The sequence below is a fragment of the Variimorphobacter sp. HTMS_6 genome (assembly GCF_059717775.1).
Map to the genome: position 1 here is coordinate 867,383 of NZ_AP046094.1, position 13,578 is coordinate 880,960.

At 37.1% G+C, this 13,578-nt stretch carries 16 protein-coding genes; all 16 read left to right on the forward strand.

Annotation, left to right across the window (positions count from 1 at the left end; genetic code table 11):
• Positions 1-64 precede the first annotated feature (64 nt).
• Entirely contained in the window at positions 65-790 is a 726-nt protein-coding gene (locus tag AC6IWN_RS03845; RefSeq protein WP_497991050.1) for a 4Fe-4S double cluster binding domain-containing protein, read from the forward strand.
• Positions 791-851: 61 nt separating this feature from the next.
• Positions 852-1,634 carry a class I SAM-dependent methyltransferase gene (locus AC6IWN_RS03850; protein ID WP_497991051.1) on the forward strand — a complete coding sequence of 261 codons (783 nt, stop codon included), beginning with the start codon at positions 852-854 and terminating at the stop codon, positions 1,632-1,634.
• Between the two features lie 225 nt (positions 1,635-1,859).
• Entirely contained in the window at positions 1,860-2,069 is a 210-nt protein-coding gene (locus AC6IWN_RS03855) for a helix-turn-helix transcriptional regulator (RefSeq protein WP_497991052.1), read from the forward strand.
• On the forward strand, positions 2,066-2,545 hold the full coding sequence (locus AC6IWN_RS03860) for a hypothetical protein (protein WP_497991053.1): 480 nt from the start codon (positions 2,066-2,068) through the stop codon (positions 2,543-2,545). The genes AC6IWN_RS03855 and AC6IWN_RS03860 overlap by 4 nt, the downstream gene beginning before the upstream one ends.
• Positions 2,546-2,694: 149 nt before the next feature.
• The gene (locus AC6IWN_RS03865; RefSeq protein WP_497991054.1) at positions 2,695-2,913 is read left to right on the forward strand and encodes a hypothetical protein; all 219 of its coding nucleotides are present in this window, start codon (positions 2,695-2,697) and stop codon (positions 2,911-2,913) included.
• A 362-nt stretch (positions 2,914-3,275) separates the two neighbouring features.
• Positions 3,276-3,830, forward strand: a complete 555-nt coding sequence (locus AC6IWN_RS03870) for a helix-turn-helix domain-containing protein (protein WP_497991055.1) — start codon at positions 3,276-3,278, stop codon at positions 3,828-3,830.
• Positions 3,831-4,096: 266 nt separating this feature from the next.
• Complete coding sequence (locus tag AC6IWN_RS03875; protein WP_497991056.1) at positions 4,097-4,441, forward strand: P-II family nitrogen regulator; 345 nt, start codon at positions 4,097-4,099, stop codon at positions 4,439-4,441.
• A 90-nt stretch (positions 4,442-4,531) separates the two neighbouring features.
• Entirely contained in the window at positions 4,532-5,665 is a 1,134-nt protein-coding gene (locus AC6IWN_RS03880) for an ABC transporter ATP-binding protein (RefSeq protein WP_497991057.1), read from the forward strand.
• A complete protein-coding gene (locus tag AC6IWN_RS03885; RefSeq protein ID WP_497991058.1) occupies positions 5,666-6,535 on the forward strand; it encodes an ABC transporter permease in 870 nt (289 codons plus the stop codon).
• Positions 6,536-7,342 (forward strand): ABC transporter permease, encoded by an 807-nt coding sequence (locus AC6IWN_RS03890; RefSeq protein ID WP_497991059.1) that lies wholly within the window; start codon positions 6,536-6,538, stop codon positions 7,340-7,342.
• 74 nt (positions 7,343-7,416) lie between these two features.
• Positions 7,417-8,472, forward strand: coding sequence for an ABC transporter substrate-binding protein (locus tag AC6IWN_RS03895; protein WP_497991060.1), 1,056 nt, complete (start codon positions 7,417-7,419; stop codon positions 8,470-8,472).
• 90 nt (positions 8,473-8,562) lie between these two features.
• A complete protein-coding gene (locus AC6IWN_RS03900) occupies positions 8,563-9,918 on the forward strand; it encodes a putrescine aminotransferase (RefSeq protein ID WP_497991061.1) in 1,356 nt (451 codons plus the stop codon).
• Positions 9,919-10,050: 132 nt separating this feature from the next.
• Positions 10,051-11,172 carry a 4-hydroxybutyrate dehydrogenase gene (locus AC6IWN_RS03905; RefSeq protein ID WP_497991062.1) on the forward strand — a complete coding sequence of 374 codons (1,122 nt, stop codon included), beginning with the start codon at positions 10,051-10,053 and terminating at the stop codon, positions 11,170-11,172.
• 241 nt (positions 11,173-11,413) lie between these two features.
• Complete coding sequence (locus AC6IWN_RS03910; protein ID WP_497991063.1) at positions 11,414-11,971, forward strand: RNA polymerase sigma factor; 558 nt, start codon at positions 11,414-11,416, stop codon at positions 11,969-11,971.
• Positions 11,955-12,725, forward strand: coding sequence for a hypothetical protein (locus tag AC6IWN_RS03915; protein WP_497991064.1), 771 nt, complete (start codon positions 11,955-11,957; stop codon positions 12,723-12,725). Before AC6IWN_RS03910 ends, AC6IWN_RS03915 begins: the two co-directional genes overlap by 17 nt.
• Positions 12,709-13,566, forward strand: coding sequence for an ABC transporter ATP-binding protein (locus tag AC6IWN_RS03920; protein ID WP_497991065.1), 858 nt, complete (start codon positions 12,709-12,711; stop codon positions 13,564-13,566). The genes AC6IWN_RS03915 and AC6IWN_RS03920 overlap by 17 nt, the downstream gene beginning before the upstream one ends.
• The last annotated feature ends 12 nt before the right edge of the window (positions 13,567-13,578 follow it).

Consider the following 13,578-nt stretch of genomic DNA (forward strand, 5'->3'; position numbering starts at 1 on the left):
CATATATTATAATACGAGATTGTGATTGAAAGAAGTTATTTTAACAAGGGGGGAGGATCGTGTAATGAATTATGAGATTGAACAGCTCTTACAAGAAATGGGCGCATCCATGGTAGGCTTTGCAAAGATAGAAGGATTATACTCCAAAGAAATAATTGATGTTAATAAAAATGATGATTCTATAGCAGAATTTTATAATATTCCTCATTATCCCAATGGTATTTCTATTGCACTGGCATATCCCAAGGAGATAATAAGAAATATAAGTAAATCACCAACGATGGAATATCATGATGCATATCATGATTTGAATAAACGATTAGACAATATGGCCATAAAATGTGCCGAACACATTAAAAACTTAGGGTATCGTGCGATGGGACAAACGACTACCTTTACAAAACAATATGGTAATTATCGTACAATTATGCCGCACAAAACTGTGGCAATTCATGCAGGTCTTGGATGGATTGGAAGATCTGCCCTCTTTATTACGGAACCATATGGCTCTGCAATTCGTCTAACTTCTGTATTGACGGATGCACCATTAAATACGGCTACTTCCATTATTCAAACAAAATGCGGTAGCTGCATGCTCTGCGTAAAAGCATGTCCAGGAAAAGCGATATCCGGTCGTTTATGGGAACAGGGAATCGATCGGGACGAGATCTTTGATGCAACGGCATGTAGTAGGAAGGCAAAGGAATTATCTGCTCATTATTTAAATAGACAGATTACCTTGTGTGGAAAATGCATAGAGGTGTGTCCATATACAAAGATATATAGTTAGAGATTTCTTGCTAATGAGGAAGTAATAAAGAATCATTAACGAATGTATGTGGGGTGATATAATGATTACAGTGAATGAGATATCAAGAATTCAAAAACACATTATAAATACAAAATTGGAGTTTGAAACCAGCTTTGTAGAAGGAAATTATTATAATAAGCAAACTAGAGATGAAAAGCATCGGGAACAGATTTTGGATAGTTTGAACATAAAGCGTGGGAACAGGATATTGGATCTTGGAACCGGGAATGGTTTTTTGGCATTTGCAATTGCGGCCAGAAATCCTTATTGTCAAATTGTCGGGTTGGATATACTGGAAGAAACATTAAAAAGAAATAATGATAAAGCAAGAGAACTGGAATTATTTAATCTAGAATTTATTACATATGATGGCATGACATTTCCGTTTGAAGAAGATTCCTTTGATGTGATTGTATCTCGTTATGCGATACATCATTTCCCGGATCTTGATTATACATTTCAGGAGATAGGTAGAGTTTTGAAAAAAGGCGGACAATTGTTTATATCTGATCCGTGCCCGAATGAGAATGATACGGATCGGTTCATAGATGATTACATGATGATGAAATCGGATGGCCACATCAAATTATATACTCACGATGAGTTGAATCAAAGAGCACAGCATTTCTTCTTGATAGAGAATGCATCTTTTAAATCCACGTTAAGATTTCCGAGAAAGGATCCAATGCTCTACTCTGATATAATGGATCGATATGATAAGAGGGTTATCGATGGATATAATGTTGAGATATTTAATAATGAAATCTATATTAGTGAGAAAGTAAATAATATATCATTCATTAATTGTAAAGGATTATTTTAATCATAAAGGTTGTTACAGACCAGAATCCAAATTAGAGATAATAGGAATGGATTCGGGGAAGTAATGACCTTTTTTATTTAATTTGTAAATTCCAGAATGGTATAAGATTGGAATGATAGAATAAACAACTAATTCAAATAAAAATGTAAAATACACTTGACATTTGATGTAAAGCGAACTATACTTTAAATGTAAAGTGAACTATACTAATTGAGGAGTGGTAATTTGTTGACGAGAATTCAAGAATTGCGTAAGGAACGAAAAATTACGCAGAATGAATTGGCTGATGTGGTGAATGTTACACGTCAGACAGTGATATCATTAGAAAATGGTAGGTATAAAGCATCGTTGGTTTTAGCACATAAGATTGCACAGTTTTTTGGAGTGACAATCGAAGAAGTATTTATTTTTGATCAGGAGGATGAGAATATATGAACGGAATATTTTGTAGTAGTACAGCCACAACGAATGAAGAATATAAGAAGGTAATTAAAGCAAGAATGACTAGAATGCTTTTTTTGTTCGGGATCGGATGCCTCACTCTTGCGGTGTCTATCTGGGCAAACGAAAGCAAGAAAGCTAATTTAAATGATCAGATGCTTGGGGTTTACACAGGAGTTGGGATAGGACTTATATTTGTCTCAATCTTATTGATGATTAAAAATATGTTGATATTAAAAAATGAAGAGAAGCTGAAAAACAGCAGGTTAGAGAATTCAGATGAGAGAATTCACGAAATCAGTCATAAAGCATTCCGAGTTGCTGGATTTTCTTTATTAGTAGCTATTTATGCTGTGGGATTAATCGGAGGAATATTTTACCCAATTTTAGTTAATGTATTGTTAGGACTGGTGAGCCTCTTCCTACTTGTATATTTAATCGCCTATAAGATTTATGATAGATCCATGTAACAGAATGAGCATAGATTTAACGATTATAAGCTATAGCAGTGTTAAAATAAAAGGCAGTCGAAGTGAATAACTCAAATTAATAATAATTTAAATAGTGTGAAACAAGAACAAATGTATCAATCAGAACATACAAAAATGGAGGAAATATTATGGACAATAAAATCAATAAATATCATCAAATAGGTACGCTAGCTATCGCATTAGGGCTTGTAACAAAAAGAATAACAGCGGTACCGGATTTTGTGCAGGGTTTTTGCATGGGGTTAGGGATAACCCTAATAATAGTTGGCATCTTTGCCTATAAGTACGATATATCAGGTTTGAGGAAATTTAAACTCAATCTGCTCAAAAAAGTGTTTGGCAAGTAGTTGAAACTTCAAGGAATATTTGTTCGGCTTAAAAGTTACTGTCTGTATCCGTTCCTGAAATATTACAGATACAACAATTTATTCCGGTATTCCTTGACATAAAATAGGTTTCAGAATATAATGATGCCAGAAAGCCATGGCGGTTTATACAATTGAATAATAATCATTAATGGTAATGAGGTTCCTAATGCAGATTTTTTATGCGTTAGGGCCTCTTTTTTCTATAACATTTTTAAAAATGCGCTAAAACGCACATGTGTAGTGTTTATGAAAAGTGTAGGTGAATTTATAAACTTACATAATCTGCTAAGAAAATTTGATATATGTACGAAATCCATACTAAATGGCAAGGAGGTAATACTATGGAGTTTATAACCAAGAATGTATCAAGAAATCTCAAAAGAATCCGCAAATCCAGAGAAATGAGCCTGGATGATGTGGCAAAGCAAACCGGAATTAGTAAAAGCATGCTGGGACAAATTGAAAGAGGAGTTTCAACGCCTACCGTGGAGACTTTAGGGAAGATTGTAAGTGGCTTAAGAATATCATTTAATTCGTTAATTAGTTCAGCGAAAAATGATATTATTGTTGTAAATAAAGCCGACCTTGATCCCTCTTACATCAGTAAGGATAAAGACTACAAAGCATATGAATATTTTCCGTATGAAGAGGATCGTACCTTTGAAATCTATATGATGAATCTGGAGGGTGGATCGAGATATGAATCGGATGGTCATGGTGATAATACTTATGAATATCTGACCGTATTATCCGGTATTGTTATTATCATTGTGGATGGCAGGAGCTATACTGTTACGGAAGAGAACTCGATTCGGTTTCCGACGAGCTCGAAGCACACCTATATGAATCCTACGGAGCTTATGACGAAATTCTGCGTGACATTTACCTGGAATTAAATGTTCCGTATTGTAAAAAATTATACAATAAGTCTTACAGTTTAAGTTATTGTGGTTTGGTTATTGACAATATAACGCACGGTTGGTATAATTCGGATAAATTAGTTAATTCACAACAATTGAATCGGTTATAATGGAATAAACAAATGCGTTTAAGAAGAGAAAATCTGCTTAAACGTTTTTTTATTCTAAAGGATTGACTTTGCTATGGATTCAAGTTTGCCAGTATTATGGAAATCAGTTATTATCAGAAAGGAAGGGATATAATGAAAGAAATTACGATGTATATTAAACCCGAGAAGCTAGAGATCGTGAAGGAAGTATTGCAAAAGCATGGCGTTGGTGGTATGTCTGTTATGAGTATTATGGGTTGTGGCATTCAGATGGGCGATACAACTCCGGTGGAGTTTAAGGGACTTCGAACCTCGATTAATTTAATTCCTAAGATTAAGATAGAGGTTATTGTCAAAGATGATCTCGTGGAGGTTATCCTGCTTGATATTCGTGATAAGGTAGCAACCGGTCAGGTCGGTGATGGAAAAGTAATTATTAAGAACGTGGAAGATGTCATGAGAATACGAACCGGTGAACGAGGAAATGATGCAATTTAATAGAAGTAAACATAGATGGCAAGGGTGCTGACTTTTATAGTTAGCACCCTTTTTCTTTCAAAATAAAAACTCTAAAAAGGAGTGATAACAATGACTGGGGAAAAAAAAGCAATTGTAGAAATAAAAAAAGTAAATAAAAAATATGCGGATAATCACGTGGTGCATGATCTAACCCTGGATATTTATGAGGGTGAATTTCTTACAATGCTTGGTCCATCCGGTTGTGGTAAAACAACATTGTTAAGAATGATTGGTGGATTTGAAGAAACATCGGACGGACAGATATTAATTGAGGGGGAGAATGTAGAAGAGAAAGAGCCTTTTGAACGTAATGTAAATACGGTATTCCAAAGCTACGCATTGTTTCCTCACCTTAATATATTCAATAATATTGCATATGGCTTGAAGATGAAAAAGGTAGCTAAGTCAGAGGTTAAGGAGCGAGTTCAGAAAATGTTAGAATTGGTTCAGCTTAATGGATATGACAAGCGATTTCCTAGCCAGCTATCCGGTGGACAAAAGCAAAGAGTTGCGATTGCCAGAGCGTTGATTAATAATCCGAAGGTATTACTCCTTGACGAACCTTTGGGGGCACTTGACTTAAAGTTAAGAAAAGAAATGCAACTGGAGTTAAAAAATCTTCAAAAGAAATTGGGAATTACATTTATCTATGTAACGCACGATCAGGAAGAAGCATTAACGATGAGTGATCGTATCGCAATTATGAATCAAGGTTATTTGGATCAGTTGGATACACCGGAGGGAATTTATGAAAAGCCAAAAACTAAGTTTGTTGCTGATTTCATAGGGGAATCTAATATCTTTGATGCCACCATCCAAACTAAAGATACGGAGAAACTAAAGCTTAGCATTGAAGTAGGTGAAATACTTGGTAGAGCGGAAGAAGGAATGAGTTTTGATTTGGGCGAGATGGTATATGCCTGTGTCAGACCGGAGAATTTAAAGTGGTCAAAAGAACCTGTTGACGGTTTTTCGATACAAGGAATTGTAAAAGAACAGATCTATGTCGGCAATATCATTAAGAGCAATATTGTACTTGGTAACGGACAGATATTGAAACTGAGTAGAATGGATTTGGAGGATATTCCCAAGGTAGGTGAAGTTGTTAACATCTACTGGGAACTGGAGGATGTGGTTTTGATGAAATCTGCAGCCCATATCATTCATAATGTAATTGAAAATGTGAACTTAGGAGGGGTGTAAATGAAGAAAAGCCACGGTTTTCGTAATAAAACACTTCCATTGGTGTCAACGGTTTCACCGGTAACCATATGGCTAATCTTATTGGTTGCAGCACCGCTCCTGTATGTGTTTTATTTAAGCTTTCAGTCAACAGACGGATATAATGTTGTATATAAATTGACGCTGACTAACTATAAGGAACTATTAAATCCCATCTATATGGAGATTTATTCAAACTCCTTTATTCTGGCAGTATTGACCACGGTACTTAGCATTCTCTTCGCTTATCCCTTTGCTTATCATATGGCAAAGGCAGCGAAAAAAAGAAAAGCCTTAATGATGATATTGTTAATGGTACCATTTTGGACCAACTCCTTGATTCGATTAAATGGTTGGAAGACGATTCTTGGAAAGACCGGATTTATCAATTCCGTATTAGTGGATCTTCATATTGTAGATCAACCGTTAGAAATCCTATATACCAGAGGTGCTGTGTTATTAGGTATGGTTTATATCTTATTTCCTTATATGGTTTTGCCGCTTTTTGCTTCGATTGATAAGCTGGACTTCAGCCTCTTGGAAGCATCAAATGATCTCGGAGCCAATAAGGTCAAGACATTTTTCCATGTGACCTTACCGCTTACTTCCCCGGGTATCTTCTCCGGAACGATTCTGGTATTTATCCCTTCCCTCGGTTATTTCTTTGTATCGGATATTATGGGTGGCGGTAAATCACAGTTAATTGGTAACCTGATTGAGAATCAGTTCAAGGCAGCCAATAACTGGCCGTTTGGAGCGGCGCTGTCTATGTTGTTAATTGTATTAATCATAATAATTGTTTCTATTTATAAGAGATGTGGTGGTGATATTAAAGATTTGGGGGTGATGTAAATGAGAAACAGAAAAAAGAAGTTTTGGAAAGGTATATCCGGCATCTACGATGTGCTAATCTATATTTTTCTCTTTCTGCCGATTGCAATCGTAGTATTATTCTCTTTTAATACTTCCAAACGAAATATTGTGTTCGAAGGCTTTACCTTTAAGTGGTATAGCGAATTGTTTCAAAATGATGCACTACTGCAGGCTTATGGCAATACATTGATTGTTGGCTTAAGCAGTACCATCATTGCAACTGTGGTAGGTACGTTGGCCTCCTATGGTATGTCTAAGTACAAGTTCAAAGGGAAGGGGATTATTGATACCCTCCTCTATATCCCAGTTGTTATTCCTGAGATTGTATTAGGTATATCATTGTTAGCAATCTTTAATCTATCACAGATTCCAATGGGTATCCTAACATTGATTATTGCACATGCGACCTTCAGTATTCCATTTGTAGTATTCACGGTGAATGCAAGATTTGCTGGATTTGACCGTTCGGTAGAAGAAGCGGCGATGGATCTGGGTGCGGGTAGAATCAAAACCTTTTTTACCGTAACACTACCAATTATTATGCCGGGTGTAATTTCAGGAGCGTTTTTAGCATTTACTTTATCAATTGATGATATTATCATCAGTTTCTTTACAACGGGACCTGGAAGCAACACCTTCCCGCTTAAGGTTATGGAGCTCACCAAAACCGGTGTCACTCCCGATGTATATGCACTTTCAACCATCGTACTAGTGATTACCATTACACTTGTTGTAATATCTCAAAGAGATTCAAAGAGCACCAAGAAGCGGCAGGCAACTGCTTAATACTTGCAGAACGACAATAAATGATAGCTATTCCCAGAAGAAATCTAAGTTATTAATTAAGGAGGATGGAAAGTATGAGAAGATTGAAAAAGTTATTAGCACTGGCTTTGGTAGGAGTGTTCGTATTATCTTTGACCGCCTGTGGTAATGGTGGTGAGAAAAAAGGAAAATTAAATTTGTTTATGTGGACAGAATATATCCCCGATTCCGTGATTAAGGGATTCGAAAAGGAAAGCGGTATTAAAGTTCAAATGCAGACATATTCCAATAATGAGGAGATGCTAGCGAAGGTTAAAGGAAGCGGCGCCGGAACTTATGATATTGTTTGCCCGAGTGATTATATGGTAGAGAATATGATTTCTCAGGGTTTATTAAAGGAATTGGATAAATCAAAGCTTACTAACTTAAAAAATATTGATCCCACTTATATGAATCCAAGCTATGATCCGGATAACAAACACTCCATTCCATATCTGGGTGGTGCAGGTGTCATCATTTATAATAAGACGAAGGTACCGAAGGATGCGGACTTTACAACTTATAATGAATTATTTAAACCGGCTTATGCAAACTCATTAGTTGTGCTGGATGACTTTAGATCTATTATTGGTGTGACTTCACTTAGCATGGGATATGACATGAATGAAACAGATCCTGATAAACTGGCGAAAGTAAAAGAACGATTAATGACTTTAAAGCCAAATATCAAGAGTTTCGACAGTGATTCACCGAAGACATTAATGATAACGGAAGAAACCTCTGTAGGTTTATTCTGGAGTGGAGAAGCAGCGATCGCATTATCCGAGAATAAGAACTTAGCAGTTTCGTATCCAAAGGAAGGTATGTATTTATTTTTTGATAACTTATGTATAACTAAGGATTCTAAAAATTCAGAAAATGCATATAAATTCCTTGATTATGTTATGAAGGCAGATGTAAATAAAGAAATCGTTACTGAGTTCCCTTATCTGAACCCGAATAAAGCGGGAGCAGCTCTGATGGGTGCGGACTACAAGAATAACCCTGCAATTTCAATTCCGGCAGATGTTATTAGCAAAGGACATTATGTTAAGAATATCGGTAAATCAGTGGATCTCTATAGCGAGATATGGGCTGACTTTACAAAATAGGTATATGGTAATTAGCAATTAGTAAATTATAAAACCCCAAGAATAATGATCATAAATATGATCTGAAAGCGGAAAGGCTAGGTAATAACTATGAGAAACAAAGAGCAGGTAGTAAAGGAATTAAACAAAGTAATCAAGTTTATACACAGCGATGAGTTAACAGATGAGGAGAAGAAGGAGATTACACAGGAAACTGTCGAATATTTCGACACCTATGTAAGCCCTGGATGGTTAAAATACCGTAAATCTGTATCAACCAATGCAGCTGTAGTTGAATGGAAAGATTATGGTGCGTACTGCTCTGGATTATACGGAGAAGAATTCATTGACTGTTTGGGTGGCTTTGGTATCTATACCTGTGGTCATCGAAATGAAGAAATCATTGAGACAGTAAAGGCTCAGCTAGAGCATCAGGCACTCCATTCTCAGGAATTATTAGACCCTCTTCGTGGATATTTAGCGAAAGCGGTTGCAGATATTACACCGGGTGATTTAGAAAAATGCTTCTTTACAAATGGCGGTGCAGAAGCAGTGGAGATGGCATTAAAGTTAGCTAGAATTGCAACCGGAGGTAGATGGTATATCTCTACGGTAGGAGCGTTCCATGGTAAGTCCATGGGAGCGGTATCCATGGGTGGTAAGGGAACCTATCGTATTCCGTACGCACCTATGGTTCAGCAAGTGCAGCATGTTGAGTACGGTAAAGCAGAGGACATCAGAAAAGCGATCAGTAATCTTAAGGCAGTTGGTGAAAGCGTTGCAGCGGTTATCTTAGAACCGATTCAGGGTGAAGCAGGTATCATCATTCCACCTAAGGGATATCTGAAGGAAGTACGTGAAATTTGTGATGAGTATGGCGTAGCATTGATTTTTGATGAGATTCAGACTGGAATGGGTAGAACCGGTACGATGTTCCGTTGTGAAGCAGAGGATGTAGTTCCGGATATTATGACCTATGGTAAAGCATTTGGTGGCGGTATCATGCCAATCACCGGTATTATCTGCAGACCTCATATGTGGACAGAAGAATTGGTGGATAATCCATGGCTTCTTGGTTCTCCTACCTTTGGCGGTAACCCGTTAGCATGCTCCGCAGCACTGGCAACAATCAAGTATATGCTAGAGAATGATATCCCGGGTCAGTGTGCAGAGAAAGGGGAATATCTCTTAAGCGGAATTGAGAAACTAGCTAAGAAGTACCCTACAGTAATTGATGAGGTTCGTGGTATCGGATTAATGATAGGCCTTGAGTTTGTGACAAGTGATGTCGGCTATAGTGTTGCAAAGGGTATGTTCGATAGAAGAGTTTTAACGGCAGGTACCTTAGTGAATGCAAAATGTATTCGTTTTGAGCCTGCAGCAGTAATCACGAAGGAACATATCGACATTATAATTGAGAAATTGGAAGAGGCAATTATCGAAACCAAGGAAGAATATAATTTATAATGATAAGAGGGCTGTTGTAGTATTTATACAGAATCATTGTGTCATAAGATTTGGATGACATACTGCCTTACAACAGCCACCTCCATAACATTTCGCCTGTGACTACTACACACAGGTAATGAGGAAAGGATCATGGACATGGAACAATTTCGATTAAAGACTACAATACAAAGTTACAATTCCTTTCTGGAATTCTATGAATGCTATCAGATTGGCAGTGATGACCTGATTATTACACTGGATTATATTATACAGAAATATTTAATCGGCCAGAAGGATCAGCCAATTATAATTGATTTTGGAAAATATGGTTATGGAGAGCCAAACGATGGAATCGTGGAAGCGATTCTTGCGGATATTAATAATCTTCCTTATAAAAGAGTTATCGCAATCGGCGGAGGGTCTATTCTGGATGTTGCGAAGCTCCTTATACTAAAGAACATATCACCGGTTCAAGATTTATTTGAGAGAAAGCTTGAGATTATCAAGGATAGGGAATTGATTTTAATTCCTACCACCTGCGGTACCGGTAGTGAGGTAACGAATATATCCATCCTTGAGTTACTAAAGAAAAAAACAAAGCTTGGACTTGCAACCGATGAATTATTTGCAGACTATGCAGTGTTAATCCCGGAGCTTTTGGAATCACTACCATTTGGTAGCTTTGGAGCCAGTTCGCTGGATGCATTTATCCATGCGATTGAATCCTATCTCTCTCCGAAGGCAAATGCATTTACTGAGATGTATTCCTTAAAGGCAATGGAATTGATAATTCAAGGCTATCAAAGTATTGTCGCAAAGGGTAAGGAGAGTAAGAATGAATATTTAAAGGATTTTCTGACTGCCTCCACCTATGCAGGAATCGCTTTTGGTAATGCCGGTTGTGCTGCGGTTCATGCTCTTAGTTATCCGCTTGGTTCTGAATTCCATATCGCCCACGGGGAATCTAATTATGCGGTATTCAACGGGGTGTTTCAGCGATATATGAAGCTCAAACCGGAGGGCAAGATCACTATATTGAATAACTTTTTAGCGGAGTGTCTTGGTTGTGAAGTGGATCAGGTTTATCAGGAATTAGAAGTACTATTCAACAGTATACTTGAGAAGAAGTCGTTGAGCGGATATGGGGTCAGCTCAGCGCAGCTAGTAGAGTTTACCGATTCTGTATTGGCAAATCAGGGACGATTATTGGCGAACAATTATGTGGAATTAAAGAGAGAAGATATTTTGGAAATATATCAATCTGTTTATTAGGGTTGGATTTTGGTTTGATGATAAAAGCAGATGAATAGTGAAACCGGAGATAGTAAGAATACTGTCTCCGGTTTTTTGCATTGAAATTGACTACCTATTTGTACTAATATATGGAATAGGGGAACTAAGAAAGTATACTTAAAGCGAAATTCAGCCTGTAGATATTTTTAAAATAAACCAAACTATTTTAATATTATTTCGTATATATATCTGAAGCAGAAAATTGGAAAGGGAGAAGTTGATGCATGTAGATAGCAAGCTAATCAAAAAAATTCAAAAACGGCAAGATAGGGATGCGGCGAATGCGTTGATTACTAAGTATTATCACGAGATTTATATCTATGTGTACAAGCAGGTAACAGACCCTGACCTAGCTGCTGACCTTTGCCAGGATATTTTTATTGCCGTAATAAAAGGGCTTCCCGGATTTCAAGAAAAGAAGGCATCTTTTCGAACTTGGGTGTATCGAATCGCTTCCAATAAGGTGATTGATTATTTTCGAAGTAAATATCATAAAACGATGTTGTTAGAGGAGGATTTTTCGGAAACTTATGTCAGCGGAGAGGAGGATGTGGTTTTGGGTAAGATTCTACAACGAGAAATGCTTCGGGATGTGATGAAAGTAGTAATGAAGTTTAAACAGGATTGGATTACCATCTTTCAGCAAAAGATTTTTATGGATCGATCCTTTGCCTCCATTGCAAGTGATATGAATCTTTCGGAGGGCACCGTGAAAACGAGATACTATGCAATGATACATAAAATCAGAGAGGGGGTAGCAGATGAGAGAACAAAATAAAACGAAATTAACAGCGGAGAATCAGAAAGTATGGCCTTACGATGCAGAGCTAAATCAGGGATTTATATCCATTCAGGTCGATGAAATTCTGGAAAGAAGTCTACCAAAGACGGTGCCACCTCTACATAAGCTGAAAGAAATCTTTGTTGGACCCGGATTACCAACAATATTTTTCAACAGTAGATACTCTATTTTATCCAGTCTATTAATTTATGGAATCATACTGTATCTTACCTATTTGGTAAAGGATCAAGTTCGTAATAACGAATATCTTATATTGATGCTGTTTCCGATTTTACATCTGATTATATTGGCTTTGGCATATTGGTCGGAAGAGCAGGAGGAGATGATCGAGTTCAAACAAAGCTTTCGTTATTCCTTTTCCTATATCATCTCACTGAGAATGTTCTATCTCAGCATTGCTTCTGCAATGGTAAATTTGTTAGTGCTACCAATGGTCTTTCCGGTGGAAAACTTCATAAAAATAGGGTTGATCGGAACCAGTAGTGTGTTTATGTTTTCCTGTTTGTCCCTGTATCTATGCGATAGGAGGAAGAACTATTATCAAATCATTATCCTGTTGTTTTCTTGGTGCTTATTGTGTGGAATTGAGTCAAGGCTAGGTAAAGATTTCAATCATGTTGTATTCGATGTGATGCCCATCGCAGTTCATGGGGTGATAGCAGTGATCTGTTTTTTTGGATTTATAGTATTTATCAGAAAGGTGGAATTAAAGAATGCTTACGCTTACTAATATTAGTAAAAAATACGGTGATACTTTGGCAGTTACCAATGTTAATCTCTCCATGGAAAATGGTTTATATGGGATGTTGGCACCCAATGGTGCAGGAAAGACTACGTTAATTCGAATGATAACCACGTTAATTCACCCTACCACAGGCGATATCACTTATGATGGGGAAGACATCTGGGAGATGGGAGCTAGATACAGAACATTGGTAGGCTATTTGCCGCAACATTTCGGTTACTATAAAAATTATTCTCCGATGCAGTATCTGACCTATCTGGCAGCACTGAAGGGCTTACCATCAAAAAGTTTGAAAGAAAAAATAATGGAATTATTAGTATTAGTCGGAATGGATGAAGTATCAAAGAAAAAGATGCGGAAATTCTCCGGTGGTATGCTTCAACGAATCGGAATTGCTCAGGCAATGCTAAATGATCCTAAAATCCTTATTCTCGATGAACCCACTGCAGGACTTGATCCAAAAGAACGAGTACGTTTTCGAAATATTATCTCCACGCTCTCCAAAGACCGGATCGTTATTCTATCAACCCACATCGTTTCGGACATTGAATCCATTGCCAATCAGGTCATCTTAATCAAGGATCAGAATTTATACAAGATGGATCAGGTACCGAAGATTTGTGAAGCATACCAAAATTGCATCTATGAGAAGCATGTTTCCAATGAAGAGTACGAAACATTTGAACAAAAGTATGTGATTTTATCGGTACGTCAGGAAAGAGAAGGAATTATGGTGCGTTTTTATTCAAAGGACAAGTTTGATGATCTAAGTGTAACCTCCTGTGAACCGAATTTGGAAGATGTTTTCCTAATAGAATACGCTTAGAATAGGAGGGGG

Bases quoted from the DNA above. Each gene is read 5' to 3' on its own strand.
- AC6IWN_RS03900 (WP_497991061.1), top strand. From the start codon at position 8,563: ATGAGAAACAAAGAGCAGGTAGTAAAGGAATTAAACAAAGTAATCAAG.
- AC6IWN_RS03870 (WP_497991055.1), top strand. From the start codon at position 3,276: ATGGAGTTTATAACCAAGAATGTATCAAGAAATCTCAAAAGAATCCGC.
- AC6IWN_RS03860 (WP_497991053.1), top strand. From the start codon at position 2,066: ATGAACGGAATATTTTGTAGTAGTACAGCCACAACGAATGAAGAATAT.
- AC6IWN_RS03905 (WP_497991062.1), top strand. From the start codon at position 10,051: ATGGACATGGAACAATTTCGATTAAAGACTACAATACAAAGTTACAAT.
- AC6IWN_RS03850 (WP_497991051.1), top strand. From the start codon at position 852: ATGATTACAGTGAATGAGATATCAAGAATTCAAAAACACATTATAAAT.
- AC6IWN_RS03890 (WP_497991059.1), top strand. From the start codon at position 6,536: ATGAGAAACAGAAAAAAGAAGTTTTGGAAAGGTATATCCGGCATCTAC.
- AC6IWN_RS03885 (WP_497991058.1), top strand. From the start codon at position 5,666: ATGAAGAAAAGCCACGGTTTTCGTAATAAAACACTTCCATTGGTGTCA.
- AC6IWN_RS03880 (WP_497991057.1), top strand. From the start codon at position 4,532: ATGACTGGGGAAAAAAAAGCAATTGTAGAAATAAAAAAAGTAAATAAA.
- AC6IWN_RS03910 (WP_497991063.1), top strand. From the start codon at position 11,414: ATGCATGTAGATAGCAAGCTAATCAAAAAAATTCAAAAACGGCAAGAT.
- AC6IWN_RS03845 (WP_497991050.1), top strand. From the start codon at position 65: ATGAATTATGAGATTGAACAGCTCTTACAAGAAATGGGCGCATCCATG.
- AC6IWN_RS03865 (WP_497991054.1), top strand. From the start codon at position 2,695: ATGGACAATAAAATCAATAAATATCATCAAATAGGTACGCTAGCTATC.
- AC6IWN_RS03875 (WP_497991056.1), top strand. From the start codon at position 4,097: ATGAAAGAAATTACGATGTATATTAAACCCGAGAAGCTAGAGATCGTG.
- AC6IWN_RS03915 (WP_497991064.1), top strand. From the start codon at position 11,955: ATGAGAGAACAAAATAAAACGAAATTAACAGCGGAGAATCAGAAAGTA.
- AC6IWN_RS03920 (WP_497991065.1), top strand. From the start codon at position 12,709: ATGCTTACGCTTACTAATATTAGTAAAAAATACGGTGATACTTTGGCA.
- AC6IWN_RS03895 (WP_497991060.1), top strand. From the start codon at position 7,417: ATGAGAAGATTGAAAAAGTTATTAGCACTGGCTTTGGTAGGAGTGTTC.